This window comes from Chryseobacterium sp. HMWF035, from assembly GCF_003094695.1.
GTDB lineage: Bacteria > Bacteroidota > Bacteroidia > Flavobacteriales > Weeksellaceae > Chryseobacterium > Chryseobacterium gambrini.
In genome coordinates this window covers 16,939-32,938 of sequence record NZ_QEHP01000060.1, presented here as the reverse complement: position 1 = coordinate 32,938, position 16,000 = coordinate 16,939, and the positions used below count along the sequence as shown (strand labels likewise).

The 16,000-nt window shown below is 36.7% G+C and carries 13 protein-coding genes; 5 read left to right on the top strand and 8 right to left on the bottom strand.

Going from position 1 to position 16,000, the window contains the following annotated elements; genetic code table 11:
- The first annotated feature begins 505 nt into the window (after nucleotides 1-505).
- The 4 genes from DD829_RS23360 to DD829_RS10580 all read left to right on the top strand — a co-directional run bounded on the left by DD829_RS23360 (nucleotide 506) and on the right by DD829_RS10580 (nucleotide 4,159).
- A complete protein-coding gene (locus DD829_RS23360) occupies nucleotides 506-973 on the top strand; it encodes a hypothetical protein (RefSeq protein WP_123906846.1) in 468 nt (155 codons plus the stop codon).
- A 5-nt stretch (nucleotides 974-978) separates the two neighbouring features.
- Nucleotides 979-1,344 carry a DUF6261 family protein gene (locus DD829_RS10590; RefSeq protein ID WP_108409286.1) on the top strand — a complete coding sequence of 122 codons (366 nt, stop codon included), beginning with the start codon at nucleotides 979-981 and terminating at the stop codon, nucleotides 1,342-1,344.
- A gap of 50 nt (nucleotides 1,345-1,394) precedes the next feature.
- A complete protein-coding gene (locus DD829_RS10585; protein ID WP_116547718.1) occupies nucleotides 1,395-2,648 on the top strand; it encodes a hypothetical protein in 1,254 nt (417 codons plus the stop codon).
- A gap of 194 nt (nucleotides 2,649-2,842) precedes the next feature.
- Complete coding sequence (locus DD829_RS10580; RefSeq protein WP_228408166.1) at nucleotides 2,843-4,159, top strand: helix-hairpin-helix domain-containing protein; 1,317 nt, start codon at nucleotides 2,843-2,845, stop codon at nucleotides 4,157-4,159.
- Nucleotides 4,160-4,675: 516 nt separating this feature from the next.
- Here DD829_RS10580 and rluF read toward each other — a convergent pair.
- The 6 genes from rluF to DD829_RS10550 all read right to left on the bottom strand — a co-directional run bounded on the left by rluF (nucleotide 4,676) and on the right by DD829_RS10550 (nucleotide 8,865).
- Nucleotides 4,676-5,398, bottom strand: coding sequence for a 23S rRNA pseudouridine(2604) synthase RluF (gene rluF / locus DD829_RS10575; protein ID WP_108409854.1), 723 nt, complete (start codon nucleotides 5,396-5,398; stop codon nucleotides 4,676-4,678).
- Nucleotides 5,398-5,991: a hypothetical protein gene (locus DD829_RS10570; protein ID WP_108409855.1), complete on the bottom strand. Its 594-nt coding sequence runs from the start codon at nucleotides 5,989-5,991 to the stop codon at nucleotides 5,398-5,400. The genes rluF and DD829_RS10570 overlap by 1 nt, the downstream gene beginning before the upstream one ends.
- Nucleotides 5,988-6,686, bottom strand: a complete 699-nt coding sequence (gene truB / locus DD829_RS10565; protein ID WP_108409856.1) for a tRNA pseudouridine(55) synthase TruB — start codon at nucleotides 6,684-6,686, stop codon at nucleotides 5,988-5,990. Before truB ends, DD829_RS10570 begins: the two co-directional genes overlap by 4 nt.
- Before the next feature lie 69 nt (nucleotides 6,687-6,755).
- Entirely contained in the window at nucleotides 6,756-7,574 is an 819-nt protein-coding gene (locus DD829_RS10560; RefSeq protein ID WP_076392544.1) for an undecaprenyl-diphosphate phosphatase, read from the bottom strand.
- Between the two features lie 89 nt (nucleotides 7,575-7,663).
- Nucleotides 7,664-7,963 carry a DUF3098 domain-containing protein gene (locus DD829_RS10555; protein WP_108409857.1) on the bottom strand — a complete coding sequence of 100 codons (300 nt, stop codon included), beginning with the start codon at nucleotides 7,961-7,963 and terminating at the stop codon, nucleotides 7,664-7,666.
- A 2-nt stretch (nucleotides 7,964-7,965) separates the two neighbouring features.
- Nucleotides 7,966-8,865, bottom strand: coding sequence for a cell division protein FtsX (locus DD829_RS10550; RefSeq protein WP_076392540.1), 900 nt, complete (start codon nucleotides 8,863-8,865; stop codon nucleotides 7,966-7,968).
- Nucleotides 8,866-8,957: 92 nt separating this feature from the next.
- Here DD829_RS10550 and rsmA point away from each other — a divergent pair, with 92 nt between their 5' ends.
- The gene (rsmA, locus tag DD829_RS10545; protein WP_108409858.1) at nucleotides 8,958-9,728 is read left to right on the top strand and encodes a 16S rRNA (adenine(1518)-N(6)/adenine(1519)-N(6))-dimethyltransferase RsmA; all 771 of its coding nucleotides are present in this window, start codon (nucleotides 8,958-8,960) and stop codon (nucleotides 9,726-9,728) included.
- A 93-nt stretch (nucleotides 9,729-9,821) separates the two neighbouring features.
- On the opposite strand, the gene DD829_RS10540 is transcribed toward rsmA, so the two are convergent.
- Both DD829_RS10540 and DD829_RS10535 read right to left on the bottom strand, forming a co-directional pair.
- The gene (locus DD829_RS10540; RefSeq protein WP_108409859.1) at nucleotides 9,822-12,194 is read right to left on the bottom strand and encodes a choice-of-anchor L domain-containing protein; all 2,373 of its coding nucleotides are present in this window, start codon (nucleotides 12,192-12,194) and stop codon (nucleotides 9,822-9,824) included.
- A 119-nt stretch (nucleotides 12,195-12,313) separates the two neighbouring features.
- Nucleotides 12,314-15,919 carry a choice-of-anchor L domain-containing protein gene (locus DD829_RS10535; protein WP_108409860.1) on the bottom strand — a complete coding sequence of 1,202 codons (3,606 nt, stop codon included), beginning with the start codon at nucleotides 15,917-15,919 and terminating at the stop codon, nucleotides 12,314-12,316.
- Nucleotides 15,920-16,000: the final 81 nt, after the last annotated feature.

The window sequence follows — 16,000 nt, the reverse complement described above, 5'->3', positions numbered from 1 at the left end:
CTACAACAATAATATTCTTATAAATTATCTCTTCCATCATAGTTATAATTATAAGTTTGTTTAAACTAATTTTAAATTTAGCCGCAAAAGAGACAAAAGACTTTGTTGGATTTATTTAAAGTATTTCAAAAGTCTGCAAAGAGAAAAATCTTTGATTTTTTTTAACTTATGTGCTATTTTTTTACATTTAAGTATTAAACTTAAATAACTAAAGTGTTAAAATTTTTTGCATCTTTTGCGGTAAAAAAGTTTAGACAAGTTTTATAGTAAACTGGTTCTGCTGCAATATTATTATTTATTATTTTAGTATAATATTACCTTTATTATAGATATACACAAATAAATAAGGAAAATAATGTTAATGAAAATTCTAGTAATAGTATGATTCAAAATTAAACAAACAACTATAATGCTTCAGAAAAACTCATCGAGCAATATTAAGAGCGCATCAAAGAGCTTCAGGAAAGAAATTAGGAGCTGAAAGACCAGATTGAATTCTGGAAAAATGAAGCCAACCATTAGAAATAACAAATACGCCTTCCGGAAAGCTTCCTGCACCCCTGCAACAGCTCTTCCGGTAACCGGGAAAGTCTGTTGCACCCCTGCGACAAACTTTCCCGAAGGCGGGAAACCTTCCTGCACCCCAGTAAGAAACTTTCCCGGAAAAAACACAAGAAACATTTTTAAAAATATGAATGCAATAGAATTAAGATTACTTCGTAATGCAGAATATCTGCAATATGTAAAAGACTTTACAGGAATCATTAACCTGAACAACCCTGAATCTTTAGGGATAGAAACCAAACTTTCTGCTTTCAACACAAAAATATCAGAACTGGAAGCGCTTTATAAAAAAGCTCTGGCGAGTGACAAAACTCAGGAACTTCTGCTTCTGGATGAACTAAGAGATAATACCATGAACGAAATTTATTATTTTCTGCTGTCGCCTTCTTTTCCCTTTCGGCATGGGTAGATGAAATGAAAACCGCTAACGACCTCTTCAATACCATTTATCTTTACCGTACACAGGAATATGGTGACGCAAGTCCCGCAACCATTAAGACAAAAAGAGAAGAAACCAATGCGGCATACTACGCTTTAAGAGACAGTATCGATGCGCTTCATCTTTTGGTAGAAACACCTCCGTCTCCTTATGTGACAGTGATCAATCAGCTGAATGCGCTTACAGACCAGTATAATACTTTGCTGGTAAACAGAAAAGATACAACAACTGAGAATTTTTTAATAAAGTTTAATTATAATAGAAGCTGCCCGATCGGGCAGCTTTTTTGTGTTTCTATCCTCAAAAAAAATATTAATTATACCACAAAAGTGCTATTGTAAAAATTATAATTGCCCCGTAATTTTATACAAAACTTTTAAAAATATATACCATGAAAACAAAATTTTATGTACCGGCATTGTTGCTGGTATTATTGGGCATTAAAGTATTCGGGCAGGAAACAAAAGAAAAATCTCCAAAAGAAAAATGGGTAGAAGAAAGATCTAATAAGGTTATAAAAGAAAATAATAAACTTGTTTCAGATGAAACCTTCAGAGAACTTGCCTTCAAAGATTTTGCAAATATACAGACCGGTGATAAAAATAAAAACGCACCAGGAAGATATGCTGCACTGGATGTTAATTCAAAAGATAAAAGTTTTGCTTTTTCTCCATTTATGCAGAGGTTGGGTAACCTATTTTTTTCAGCAGATATTACGGGCACATTGTCTAATGAAGGGGAATATTTCGACTGGAAAAACAGAAACACCATAGTAGTGGGATTAAATGCTACATGGCTTCTATCTCCTATTAAAAATTTCAAAACAAAACCTTCAGAGAATGATTATAAAGCGATGTATAGAGGTATTTATGAGAAAGTGGAAGATGAAATTACTAATAAAGATTCAGCAAAAACGAAACTTAAACTTGACGATATAACCCTTAATACTAGAGTGTATTATAATGAGAAAGACTCATTGGCAAAATATGTACAGAAATACGAAACATTATTGGCAGAAAAATTATGGACTGGTAAAACACTGTTCTGGGTAAAATTTAATGTAAATCCTATCGCACAAGACAATTTTTATTATACGATTAAAGGGGATACTGCCAGTTTAAAAAATCCTTATAAAGAGACAATTAATCTATTCTCCGTACAGACCTCTTTCAACGCGTATCGGGAAACAAAAAATGTTGTATTATATGGAAATTTATACCTGAAGGGAACAAGAAAACATAATCTTTCAGAAATCAATCAGACTTCACAATGGAATAAGATAAGATCCCTTACAAACGAAACCTATATCGCGGAAAGCACAAAAAATGTTTATGAGCTTGACAATAATAAATTTTACAATCTATTTTTATTCGATTACGGTTTACAGGGAATTATTATCTACAAAAAATTTAATATCGGACTGGAATTAAAATATGACTATGTAAAATTCATCAAACCCAATACAACCAATGATGTAAGTAATATTGATAATTTCTCAGCCGGTATTGTACTGCCATTTAAAGATAAAACAGGAACTCCTTCTATCAATATCATCCCTTTTTATCAGTACAGACAGTATATAGGATATGAAAAAGCTTCAGAAAATATTGTAGGTGTTAAGTTCAGTTTGCCATTTGGCAATTAATTTTAAGTGTTTCAAGACTGTCTTACAAACTACTAAACTTCTATAATATGAAGATTATTGCTGTTTGTGGGACAGTTATTTTATTAAAATTTTCCTAAACAATATTAGTTTGCATTCATTTATTAAATCTATTCCTGAAATTTATATCCTAAAATAATCCAATTGCACCCCCCTCATTGCGAATACTTAACAGAATGATTAAGTTTACAGCGATGAAAAAAAACTATTACCAGAGATTGGCATTGATGGGAATATTGCTGATCATTTTATTTGCCTTCCAGAAATATACAAGTAAGGAAAAGGAAGAATTTCCCGATGTTCAGTTTATTACACAACCTTCCGTTTCTCTCAGCTTTACTGAGTTTGATCCCAATGAACTGGATGAAAAGCAATGGCAGAATTTAGGATTTACGCAAAAACAAACAGCGACGATTCTTAATTATAAGAAAGTAGTCGGAGGAAAATTCATTTCTAAAGAACAACTCAAAAAATGCCTTGCTATTTCTGAGAAAAAATTTTCTGAGCTGAACCACTATATTTTACTTCCGGAAACAAATAAAAATGCCCGGTCTGAAGCATTCAAAAGTTTTGAAAAAAAATCGATAACGGTTAGAGGAAAATTTAACCCCGATCTTTATTCGGCAGACGACTGGACGAAAATGGGCTTTAGTGAAAAACAGGCAAAAGCTATTTTAAAATACAAAAGTTATCTGGGCGGAAGCTTTTTGAGTAAAGAAAAATTCAGGGAGTGCTTTATCATCAGTGAAGAGAATTTTCAGAAAATTGATCCCTATCTTATTCTGCCGGAAAAAACACTGGAGAATTACAGAACCGCTAAAAATTTCAATGCCGATAAAAAGAAAATTCAATATCATTCTTTCGATCCGAATGCATTGGATTTTGAAGGATGGAAGTCTTTTGGCTTTTCTGATAAACAGGCACAAATCATCATCAATTACCGTAAGCGGAATTTAAAAGGTAGCTTTAAAAGTCTGGAAGACATTCAGAAGTGTTTTGTGATTTCTTCTGAGAAATTTGAAGAAATGAAGCCGTTCATTAAATTCAATACAGAAACAATTGCGGTGAGTAAAAATGACAAATCTGAAACTAAGCAGCAGGAAAAAACGGATTTTACCAAGGTAGATTTAAACGCAATAACCTACAAACAGCTTATGGAATTTGGATTTGACGGAAAAGCAGCCGGTTCGATGATCGGTTTTCGAAATAAACTGGGTGGATTTGTGAATAAAGAACAGATTCTTTCTACGTACAATATTGATCCGGAACTGACGAAAAAATTACTTTCAACCGCACCCCTTACAACTTCGAATGTTCAGAAATATACGTTGCATGAAGCTCCGGAAGAATGGCTAAAAAATCATCCTTATTTTAAATATTCTGCAGAGAAAATTATTTTTTACCGAATCTCCGAAAAAGATGAAAAGAAAATCTGGAAGATGCTGAAGCTGAAACCAGAATACGAATTGAGGATGAAATGGTATTTGAAGTAGAATACATTACCCTTTTGAATTAACTTAAATTTATTAATTAAATCTGCCCAATCCGCTCATTCTGCGGGAGATAAAATAAAATTTTTTGAGATTCTTTGAACTTCGTTCGCATCCCTTCAGGCTGTGTCAGAATAACAATGCAACATTAATTTTTTTGTCAAAATATTTTTTCAACAATTCTTCATTGTTTTAAGTATTATAGAAAGTATTCGTAATGTCACCCAGAGCTTGTCGAAGGGTTGCAAACGTTTTACTCTTCGCTGCTCTTTCAAGTTATTCTATAAGACTTTGCTTAGATCCTTTCAGGATGACAAAAATGCTGTAAATACTTTTGAGAAAGTAAAAACAATTTTAAATTGAAAAAAAATCTGCGCAATCTGTAAAATCTGCGCGAGATAAAATAAAACTTTTTGAGATTATTCTCTCGTCAGATTAACAAAAATGCTGTATATGAATATGATAAAAGTCTAAGGTATCAACAAAAAAGAGATGTCCAATCCGGCATCTCTATTATTTTTAATCGTACGTTTTACTGGAACCTTCAACCATTTTTTGTAAAGCAGAAAGTTCCTCATCTGTAAGATCTCTCCACTTTCCGATGGGAAGATCGAGCTTGATATTCAAAACCCTGATCCGTTTCAGTTTCTTTACTTCGTAGCCTAAATATTCGCACATTCTTCGGATCTGTCGGTTCAGTCCCTGCGTAAGAACGATGCGGAAATTCATTTCATCAATTTTTTCGACCTCACATTTTTTAGTAACGGTATCCAAAATCGGAACTCCGTTTCGCATTTTATCCAGAAATTTGGGAGTAATCGGCTTATCGACTCTTACAATATATTCTTTTCCGTGGTTGTTTCGGGATCTTAGAATTTTATTTACAATATCACCATCGCTGGTTAAAAGAATCAATCCTTCGCTCGGTTTATCCAGTCTTCCGATCGGAAAAATTCTTTTGGGATGATTAATATAATCGATGATATTATTTTTCTCACGTTTTGTATCAGTGGTACAAACGATTCCTACAGGTTTATTAAAGGCAATATAAACATGGTTTTCTTCCGGCTCGCGGATTGGTTTTCCGTCTACTTCAATTACATCTTCGTCGGAAACTTTCGTTCCCATTTCCGGAACTTTACCGTTAATGGTGATTCTTCCTTCCTCCAAAAGTTTGTCTGCTGCTCTTCTCGAACAGTATCCTACTTCAGATAAATATTTATTGATTCTTGTTTTTTCCATTAATCTTCTCCGTAACCTGTATAATTTTTATTGCTGAAAATCGTAATTCCATAACTCAATCCAACAAAAACTGCACTTGAGTTTGCAAATTTATGACTTTCTAAAATAATCCCTCCTTCCTGACTTAACCTTTTGGAATAAGAAACCTGTAATCCAATCTTTAAACCATAAAATTTTGAATCCGAAACAGCGGAATGATTAATCTGTTTTCCATAATTGAGATCAATAAATACCGACTCATCATCAACATTGAAAATTACTTTTGGCTGAATCACCCAATAGATTAAATGAAAATTATCATCAATAAAACTGTATTTCAAACCAGATCCTAAAGCCAGATTAGGAATAAAATGATATCCTGCGACAGCCGTAATTCCGTACGTAATTTTATTTGGTAAATAGGGAGAAATATTTTGCTGATAGTATTGGGAATCTTTATTCTGACTATCTTTAATACTATTTCCTAAATTATATCCTAAATTAAGGGCAGGATTAACATAAAATCCCATTGTAGATTTAATTGGTTTTGCTTCCTGAGAAAAAGCTTTGTAAAAAGAAAACAGCGTAAGTACTAAGAATGAGATTTTCTTCATGATTCGTTAAATCTAAAATCATTTTCCAAAAAGTCGGACGTGGCATCTTCAATTTTGTATTCTCCGATCTTTGTCCGTCTCAATTGTGTTAAATAAGCTCCGACACTTAATTCCTGTCCGATATCGTGAGCTAAACTGCGAATGTAAGTCCCTTTCGAGCAACCCACCGTAAAACTTACGAGCGGAAAATCAATCTTTACATCATCAATATAAAAAATCGTGGTTTTACGGGATTTCATTTCCACCTCCTCTCCTGCTCTGGCAAGATCATACGCTCTTTTTCCCTCAATTTTTATTGCCGAAAAAACAGGCGGAGTCTGATCGATTTCTCCAACAAATTTTTCTAAAGCGGTTTTAATCTGCTCTTCTGTAATCTGCGAAATATCCTGATGCAGAATTTCGGGTTTTTCAGTATCGTATGATTCTGTCTGTACGCCGATTTTTATTTCGGTCCAGTATTCTTTTGGAGCATCCTGAATTTCAGGAATCTTTTTGGTGAATTTACCACAGCAGACAATGAGCAGTCCCGTTGCTCTCGGATCTAAAGTTCCTGCGTGACCAATTTTGAATTTCTTGGGTAAATCAAACTCTCTTTTGAGTTTGTATTTCATTTTATTGACCGCCTGAAAAGAAGTCCAGTCCAATGGTTTGTCTAATAAAAATATGTGTCCTGATTGTAAATCTTCGGCAGTCATGGATATGAGTAATGAGTAATTGGTAATGAGTAATTTTTTAGTATTACTGTTTATATTTTTTAGTTTAAATTATTTAAAGAAATAAAAATATATCAGCAAGGCAATTCCTACGAAAATACGATACCAACCCCAAGGTCTGAAACCATATTTATTTAAAACTCCGATAAATGCTTTAATAGCAATTAACGCAACGATAAATGCCACCACATTTCCTACGATAAAAATCATGATGTGATCCTGAGATTCCATAATCATTTCATAGCCTTTCTGCGGATTAGGCGTTTCTTTCCCCCATGTTTTCACGAAAACGGAATACACCGTTACCGCCAACATGGTAGGAACCGCCAAAAAGAATGAAAATTCTGCCGCTGCTTTTCTTGTCAATCCCTGTGTCATTCCTCCGATGATGGAAGCTGCACTTCTGCTCGTTCCCGGCATCATTGCAAGACATTGCCAAAAACCAATGGTTACTGCTTTTTTTATGGTAATGCCTTTTTCATCATCAATTTTTGGATTTTTAAACCACGTATCGGCAAACAGCAAGACTACTCCACCAAGAACCAGAACGGAGGAAATAGCGATCTGATTTCCTAAAACCGCTTCAATTTTATCATCAAATAAATACCCTAAAACCAAAGCCGGAACCACTGCAAAAGCCAGTTTAAAATAAAACTGCAAATTTTTCAGATCAAAAAACTTTTTCCAGTATGCCACAACCACAGAAAGAATTGCCCCAAACTGTATGGAAACCTGAAACATTTTTAAAAATTCGGTTTCTTCAAGTCCCAGCAAATTTGCCGTGAAACCCATATGTGCAGTTGACGAAATGGGCAGATACTCTGTTAAGCCTTCAATGATCGCAATAATAATTGCTTTGATTAAATCCATAATTTATCCAAAATTAAAAGATTAAGAAACCAAGAGATTTAGACTGATCTAAATTTCCGAATTTCTTAATCTTCAAATAAAATTTATTTCTACTTTCTTTTTAAAATCGCGTATACTTCGATTCCGAAACCAATCACCACAAATAATGGTGCAATCCTGATTCTTCGGATAGAAAAAATACCTTCATTCCATGAGTTCGGATCATATTTTCCGTCTACGGTATTGGCATCGGCTCCCATCATCAGAAGAAATCCTACCACGATGAATGCCAAGCCGATCAACATCCATTTAAAGTTTTCTTTTCCGAAGTAAAAAGTGTTCTCCTTTGGAACTTCGGTTGTTTCTTTCCCGAAGTTTTCTGCGGAAAATTTATTTGTTTTTTTGCTCATTTTTAAGAGTAATATAAGTCGTCAACGTTTGATCTTAAGAATCTCCAGGTAGCTACAATCGTACTTAAAACCGTAATAAAAATTCCTACTCCGAATACCAGCAGAACCAGCCAGAAGTATTGGTTGTTGTCCTGTACAAAGGCAGATCCGATCTGGCTTGTAAAGTAATACCATGCTCCGAAAAGAACCAGAAGTCCGATTGCAGAACCAATTGCCCCTAAAACTACCGCTTCGATGATGAAAGGTTTCAGTATGAATCTTCTCTTCGCTCCTACAAGCTGCATGGTTTTAATAATAAATCTCTTGGAGAATATTTTCAGACGGATGGAATTGTTAATTAATACAACCGCCAGAATTAAAAACAGGATGGAAAATCCTAAGATCCATTTCAGAATTCTGCTCAGGTTGTTGTACACATCTACCATTAAAGTACTGTCGTTCTTTACGTCGATAATTCCCGGAACGGCTTTAATAGCTTTAATGGCTTCATCGATCTTTGCCGGATCTACATATTCCGGTTTTAGGGCAATTTCTACAGAGGAAGGAAAAATATTTTCTTCAAAAAGCGCATCCGTATCAATTCCCATTGCTTTTTTTGCTTCTTTGGAAGCCATTTCTCTGGTAATATACGTTGCTTTCTTTACCGGAGCCAGTGTCTGAATTTCTTTGAAAACCTCAGCTTCCATTTTCGCAATCTTTACAGAATCTTTTGCCTCATAGTTTTCATCAAAGTAAGCATTTACCACAAGTTGCTCCTTGATATAGTCGGAATATTTCTGGGCATTAATTAAAATAAGCCCCATTAATCCCAACAAAAATAACACTAAGGCAATACTTATTACTACTGTAATATTGCTAGACCTAAGCCTTTTCTTATTAAATTCATCTACAGATTTAGCCATTAATATTAAAATTTTTGGCTAAAATAGAAAAAATCTTCCGAAATTTGGGAACGAAAAAGAGAAAATCACTGTTAATAAAATCATAAAAAACATTGAGTGTAAAAGCAAAAAAGCATCTTGGTCAGCACTTTCTGACGGATGAAAACATCGCAAGAAAAATCGTGGAAGGTCTGAGTTTTGAGGGCTACAATAAGGTAATGGAAGTGGGTCCCGGAATGGGAGTTCTTACCAAATATCTGCTGGAAAAAGAGCAGCAGATTTACCTTGCAGAAATCGATAAAGAATCCATAGAATATTTAAAGGAAAACTATTCTAAAGTAACCGAAGAAACTTTTGTAGGAGATTTTCTGAAACAGGATTTTCAGTTTACCAACGGAGAGCAGATTGCCATCATCGGAAATTTTCCTTACAACATTTCTTCCCAGATCTTGTTCCAGATTATCGATCATTATGAGCTGATTCCGGAAATGGTGGGAATGTTTCAGAAAGAAGTAGCGGAAAGAACAGCCGCCGTTCCAAGAACGAAAGATTACGGAATTCTCTCTGTCCTGATTCAGGCTTATTATGATACTTCGTATTTATTTACCGTTCATGAAAATGTCTTCAATCCGCCGCCAAAAGTAAAATCCGGCGTTATCAGAATCACCAGAAATCCTAAAGAAGGTTTGGCAGGAAATGAAGTATTGTTTAAACAAATCGTAAAGGCAGGTTTTAACCAGAGAAGAAAAAAGCTGTCGAATGCCTTAAAAATTTTAAATATTCCGGAAGCCTTAAAAACCCATGAATTTATGGATAAAAGAGCAGAAGAACTCAGCGTGGCAGATTTCATCTCATTTACACAGCTCTGGAAAAAAAGTGTTTAGTAAAAAAGTTAAGAAGAGCTATAACTTAATTTATCCTAAAAAAAGCCCCTCAATTTCTTGAAGGGCTTTCATTTTGCATTATCGATTGATTTTTTATTCTCTGTTTTTCAACATAATCCAGCCAGACTGGCTCATGCTTGTTTTTGATTTCGGATACTGGAAGTTAAATTTATACCAGTATGTTGCAGTTGGTAGCTTTTTACCTCCTAAAGTTCCGTTCCAGATTGGGCGTTCTTTCGAGAATCTGAATAATTCTGAACCATATCTGTCATACACAGAACCGGTGAAGTTATTAAAGTTTCCAAGAGCTGTAAGATCCAATGTATCATTAACACCATCCTGATTTGGAGTAATCATATTTGCAATATTCAGTGTGAAGAATTCTAAAGCTCCTACACAATGTGTTCCTACAGTTCTTACCTGAATATCGTAGTGGGTATTGTTGGAAAGTCCTGTAAATACATTAGACTGCTGCCATGAAATACCACCGTCCACAGAATATTCTGCTGTCTGAGGAATATTATTGATCATCGGAACCTGAGCAGTAATTGTTAACGTATTGTTGCTGTAATCTATATTTGAAACAAATGGAGAAGCTGCTGCCATCACTTTTGCAGTGAAAGTTTCCTGGCAAAATCCATTCTTAATGGTTACAGAATAAATACCCCACTGATCTACTTCTATCGTTCTGGTGGTTGCACCCGTACTCCATAAATAAGTGTAATTTGGTCCTGCTCCTGCGTCTAAAGTTACTCTGTCTCCCTGACACATTTCCACATCTCTCAATGAAGAACTGATTTCCGGAACAACCTCAACGGTAACTTTTGCAGGCTGTAAAGATTTACATCCTTTTGTTCCCAATGCATATACAGAGAAAGTAGTTGTATTGTAAACTGTTGCACTTTGCGTATTGCCTGTTCCTGAGAAGTTTGCCCATTGATAAGTTACTCCACCCGTGGCAGTAAGATCAACTACTGTTCCCGGGCAGACTTTAATTTTGGATGCCACAAGATTTGCAACAGGAGTAGTTTCTTTTGATAAGGTTAATTTAACCATCTTACTACAGAACCCGCCATTTGACACTACTACATAGAGAATCTGTCCGTCATTACCATTATAGTGAAGAATATCCTGAATATAGTTATTGTTCTGAGCAATTGCATCTGCCTGATTTACATAAAAATGGAAAACAGCCCCCGGCGTTGTACTGATTGACGCCATTGAATTGGTGAGATCAAACCAGGTAACATCCGGCGTTGTACAGAGCAGTAATGTTGCATCTACTGCGGCGGGTGTTGTTCCTCCGTTTATCTTAATATTGGCTTTACCCGGACAAGGACTTCCCGGGAATGAAACCTGAATTTCATAATTCCCCGGCTGTGTTGCTGTAATCGTAGGAGAAGTAGCTCCCGGAATAGCAACTCCATTGAAAAACCACTGATACGTCATATTAGGATTACTAACGGATGCTGTTATCACCTGCGGAACATTATCACACACATTAATTTCTGCGGGTAATGTTGCTCCGGAAGCATCTAATAATTCTACACCAATATTGAAAGATCCTCCATCCAAAAACACTGCAGAATCATAAATACTATCATTAGCATCGGCTAAAACCATTTTAAAATGATAAGACTGCCCCGGAACTACTGTAGCGATTGCCTGTAAAGGAACCGTTCTACCATTAAAATTAGTTTCTATACTAGAGGTATTATACCCTCCGAAAAATGCAGCATTTGGAGCTCCGCATCCCATACTTGTTCCCGCAAAACTATTTAACGGGTGAATATTGGTAACACTTACAGGTCCGGTTCCCGGAGCCGGTAAAACAGCCATATTTACATATGGTCCCCCTGCAGTAGGCTTTAACAATAAAGCAAATGCATCTGAGTAACTACAGGGAAAACTTCCTGTGTATTCTTCTGATGCAAAAAGATAATTGAATTTTACCTGACTAGAGGTAGGCACAAAATCAAATTCCAGAACAACCGCGTCATTAAGTGGAACTGAAGGATTTGTCGCAGCGACAAGATCCGGATCACTTCCTGTAGGTAAATCATCTCCTAAAACACCAGTTATAAAGCTGTTTCCGGCTTTTTGAGCATATCCTGTGGAAAGTACAATACCATCCTTGAAAGGAAAACTGGTTGTTCCCCTGTTAAAATACCCCCAGGATCTGTTTGCATCTGTTGCCGGAAGATTCGGACTTACCTGAACGTTGGAAACGTTGGGGGTAACACAGGAATTGGTTCCTGATGAAATCAGCACATCTTTTACCAATTGTAAAGGGGTATAAGCTGACGCAGGATACGTAGGAACATTTACATCAATAAAAGCACCCGCTTTCATTGTTAAGGCAGAAGCCTTTTCCTGCTGAAGCTTTCTAGCTGTATTTTTTTGTGAATAAAAGAGACTCGATGAGGAGACCACAAATAAAGAAAACAATAGTAGATATCTCTTCATAATAATTTTGTTTTAACAAATTTAACTTTTTTTTGAATATACCACACACATATTTGGCATTTTTATATAAAAAAAGCAAAAAAACCTCCCGGTTGGGAGGTTTTCAATTTAAATATCTTTTAATTTCTGTTTTTCAGCAAAATCCATCCGCTTCTCAGCTCAAGTTTTTTACTGGCCGGATTTTCCCATTGTACTCTGTACCAGTAAGTAGCAGTTGGAAGCACCAAACTTCCTCTCAACATTCCGTTCCAGAAAGTCTGGTTCTTGGAAGCTTTGAATACTTCCTGTCCGTATCTGTCGAAAATGGAAGCTGCAAAATTGTTATAATTGCTGATTCCTGTAAAATCTACAATATCATTTTTTCCATCAGAATTTGGTGTAATGGCATTGATTATAACAAATGTAAAGAACGATATAGAAGTGCTGCATTTCGCATCTTTTACCCTTACCTGAAGATTATAATTCGTATTATCCAAAATATTAGTAAATACATTGGACGTCTGCCAGCTAAAACCATTATCAGCAGAATATTCTAAAGTTCCGCCTGTCGGATTTGTCGTAGACAGAGTTAAAATATGGTTTTCATACGAAATATTGGTAAACTGAGGCAATGTAGGATTGATAAGTTGTGCAGAAAATACTTTAGAGCACACTCCATTACTTATTGTTACCGTATAAGTTCCCGGTGTACTTACAGAGATCGTCTGAGTAGTTGCTCCTGTATTCCATACATACGTATAATTTGTTCCTGAACCTGCATCTAAAATTCCTGAATCTCCCGCACAAACATTAACATCTTTCAGAGCAGAAACAATTGCAGGGACAACCTGAATGGTAATTGAAGTAGGATTAGCGACCTTACATCCGTTTCCGCCTAAAGCAAAAACAGAATAGGTAGTTGTAGTTGTTGGAGATACAATCTGTGTACTTCCGTTGCCTGGTAAACCTACCCATTCGTAAGTAACGCCGCCGGTTGCTGTTAAAGTTACAGATTCACCTGCACATATTTTCATTTGAGAAGCAGTTAAAACTGCTACAGGAGGAGCCACGATTATTGTAATGGTAGCAGGAGTCGCTGAAATACATCCATTAGCACCCACAGCAAAAACGGTGTAAGTAGTTGTAGAAGTAGGCGAAACTACCTGTGTATTTCCATTTCCTGTAAGACCTGTCCAATTGTAGGTTGCACCTCCGGAAGCCGTTAAAGTAACAGATTCTCCTGAACATATCTGTAATGCCGTAGAAGTTACAGTCGCTGTCGGAGCGGTTGTATTTTGTGTTACCGTAACGTTTGAAGTATACGTACAGTTTAAATTTCCGGGCTGGTTGATATTGGTTACCGTTAAAGTATATACTCCACCCGCGTTTACCACCGGAGTTAATGTATTGGCTCCCGAAACAATATTTCCACCACCGGTTGCTGTCCATGCAATGGTAGATCCTGCAGGAATTACAGAAGCAGAAGCATTCAATGTAACCTGAGGAGTGGTACAGGTAATCTGCTGAGGCGGATTAATGGTTAAAGTTGTTTGAGGAGTAGACAAAAGCTGTAATGTGACCACATTTTTACATCCTCCGTTTGTTACTAAAACATATATCGTCTGTCCTCCCGCACTGTTGAAAGATGCCGGATTGGCAATTGTATTCGTATTTCCGGCATTGGCATCCGCAACATTCAGATAATAGGCAAAAGTAACTCCCGGTGCAGTAGTAATCTGAGGTTGCGCCTCTGTTAAATTATAATTAATTCCTCCGGTCTGATAACATTTCAGTAAAGTCGCATTCTGTACGGTAATAGGCTGAGTCACCTGTATCGTAACCGTTGCTGGAGTAGCAGAAACGCATCCGTTCGCTCCCACCGCAGTAACCGTATACGTTGTTGTTGTCGTAGGAGAAACAGTTTGTGTCGCTCCATTTCCCGGAAGACCAACCCAATTGTAAGTAGCCCCGCCGGAAGCCGTTAAAGTTACCGATTCTCCTGAACAGATTAGAACTTTTGAAGCCGTTAATCCTGTAGTTGGCGGTGCACTGTCTCCCGTAACGGTTACATTCGCTGTTGCTGTACAGGTAAGATTTCCCGGCTGATAAACATTAGATATGGTTAAAGTATAAGTTCCCGCGGTATTTACCACCGGATTTAAAGTATTCCCTCCCGAAACAATATTTCCGTTTGTTGTTGTCCAGCTGAAGGTAGAACCTGTAGGATATACTGAAGCCGAAGCATTTAAAGTAACCTGTGAATTTGTACATGTTAAAACTCCCGGTGTAGCAATAGTTGCCGTAATCTGAGACGCTTTTATCAGTTGTAATTCAGCAACTTTGGAACAAAATCCGTTTTTAACTGAAACATACACCGTCTGTCCCGGACTTGAAAAGGCGGTCGGATTCGCAATCGTATTTCCGTTTCCTGCAACCGCATCTGCCTGATTCACATAATAAGCAAATGTTGCTCCCGGTGTTGTACTGATTGAAGGTTGTGCTGATGTTAAGTTGAAAGTAGCATTACCCTGTGTGTAACAGGATGTGAGTGTTGCATTCTGAACCGTCGGCGAAGTTCCCCCGACAATAGTGATGGAAGCCGTTCCCGGACAGGTATTTCCGGGTAAAAATACCTGAACTGAATATACTCCCGGCTGTGTAGCTGTATAAGAAGCATTAGTTGCTCCCGGAATCGGGTTTGTTCCCAAATACCATTGATAAGTAGCTCCAACTCCCTGAACTGACGCAGTGAATGTCTGCGGAGTATTATCACAGACGTTGATGGAGGAAGGAAGTGTAACTCCTGCAGGATCCAATAACTGTACACCAATATCAAAAGATCCTGCTTCAAGAAATACCGCAGAATCGAAATTAGCATCCTGATAATCTGCCAAAACCATTTTGAAATGATAAGTCTGGCCCGGAATTACTGTCGCTGTTGCCGTTAACGGAACAGTACGTCCGTTAAAGTTCGTTTCGATCTGAGGAATATTATATCCTCCGAAATACGATACGTTTGCAGCTCCGCAAGCCAATGGAGCACCCGTCTGATATTGTGTGGAAGGGTGAATATTGGTAACACTTACAGGACCTGCTCCTCCCGGTAAAACGGCAAGATTGGTATAAGGATCCCCTACTTTTCTTAATAAAAGTGCAAAACCATCACTGATGGTACAAGGGAAATTAGTCTGATATTCTTTTGAAGCAAATAAATATCTGAAAGTAACTTTCGTAGAAGCCGGAACAAAATCGAATTCTATATAAGTCGCATCATTAAGCTGATTGTTAGGAACTCCAAGAGCCGCCGCCAAATCTGCATCTCCTCCTGAACCTAAACCGTCACTTAAAGTCCCCTGAAGATCATTTCCTGCTTTTCTCGCATATCCTGTTGTAAGGACAATTCCTTTGGCAAAAGGAAAATTAGTGGTTGCTTTATTAAAATATCCCCAGCTTCTGTTTTGGTCTGTCACTGCTAAATTAGGAGAAACAGATACATTGGTTACGTTAGCTGCGGAACATGTAGATCCTCCACTGATGAGCACATCTTTTACCAATTGTGTGATACTATATGCAGATTCCGGATAAGCCGCTGTATTTACATCTATAAAAGCTCCGGCTTTCATATTTTCAGGGGTTTGTCTGCTCGTTACACCTTTTCCGTCCCTGCCTTTCTGTGCATTAACGAAACTCCCTACAAAAACCAAAAGCAAAGCCAAAAATAAATTTTTTGTCCTCCTATTTAACATTTTATATTATTTTAAACAAAAATACTATTTTTTTCAATTGAATTTCAATTCAATGCTAATTACATTATCACTAATACAATT

Coding starts and splice junctions, on each gene's coding strand:
- DD829_RS23360 (WP_123906846.1), top strand. CDS start 506: ATGAAGCCAACCATTAGAAATAACAAATACGCCTTCCGGAAAGCTTCC.
- DD829_RS10590 (WP_108409286.1), top strand. CDS start 979: ATGAAAACCGCTAACGACCTCTTCAATACCATTTATCTTTACCGTACA.
- DD829_RS10585 (WP_116547718.1), top strand. CDS start 1,395: ATGAAAACAAAATTTTATGTACCGGCATTGTTGCTGGTATTATTGGGC.
- DD829_RS10580 (WP_228408166.1), top strand. CDS start 2,843: ATGATTAAGTTTACAGCGATGAAAAAAAACTATTACCAGAGATTGGCA.
- rluF (WP_108409854.1), bottom strand. CDS start 5,398: ATGGAAAAAACAAGAATCAATAAATATTTATCTGAAGTAGGATACTGT.
- DD829_RS10570 (WP_108409855.1), bottom strand. CDS start 5,991: ATGAAGAAAATCTCATTCTTAGTACTTACGCTGTTTTCTTTTTACAAA.
- truB (WP_108409856.1), bottom strand. CDS start 6,686: ATGACTGCCGAAGATTTACAATCAGGACACATATTTTTATTAGACAAA.
- DD829_RS10560 (WP_076392544.1), bottom strand. CDS start 7,574: ATGGATTTAATCAAAGCAATTATTATTGCGATCATTGAAGGCTTAACA.
- DD829_RS10555 (WP_108409857.1), bottom strand. CDS start 7,963: ATGAGCAAAAAAACAAATAAATTTTCCGCAGAAAACTTCGGGAAAGAA.
- DD829_RS10550 (WP_076392540.1), bottom strand. CDS start 8,865: ATGGCTAAATCTGTAGATGAATTTAATAAGAAAAGGCTTAGGTCTAGC.
- DD829_RS10540 (WP_108409859.1), bottom strand. CDS start 12,194: ATGAAGAGATATCTACTATTGTTTTCTTTATTTGTGGTCTCCTCATCG.
- DD829_RS10535 (WP_108409860.1), bottom strand. CDS start 15,919: ATGTTAAATAGGAGGACAAAAAATTTATTTTTGGCTTTGCTTTTGGTT.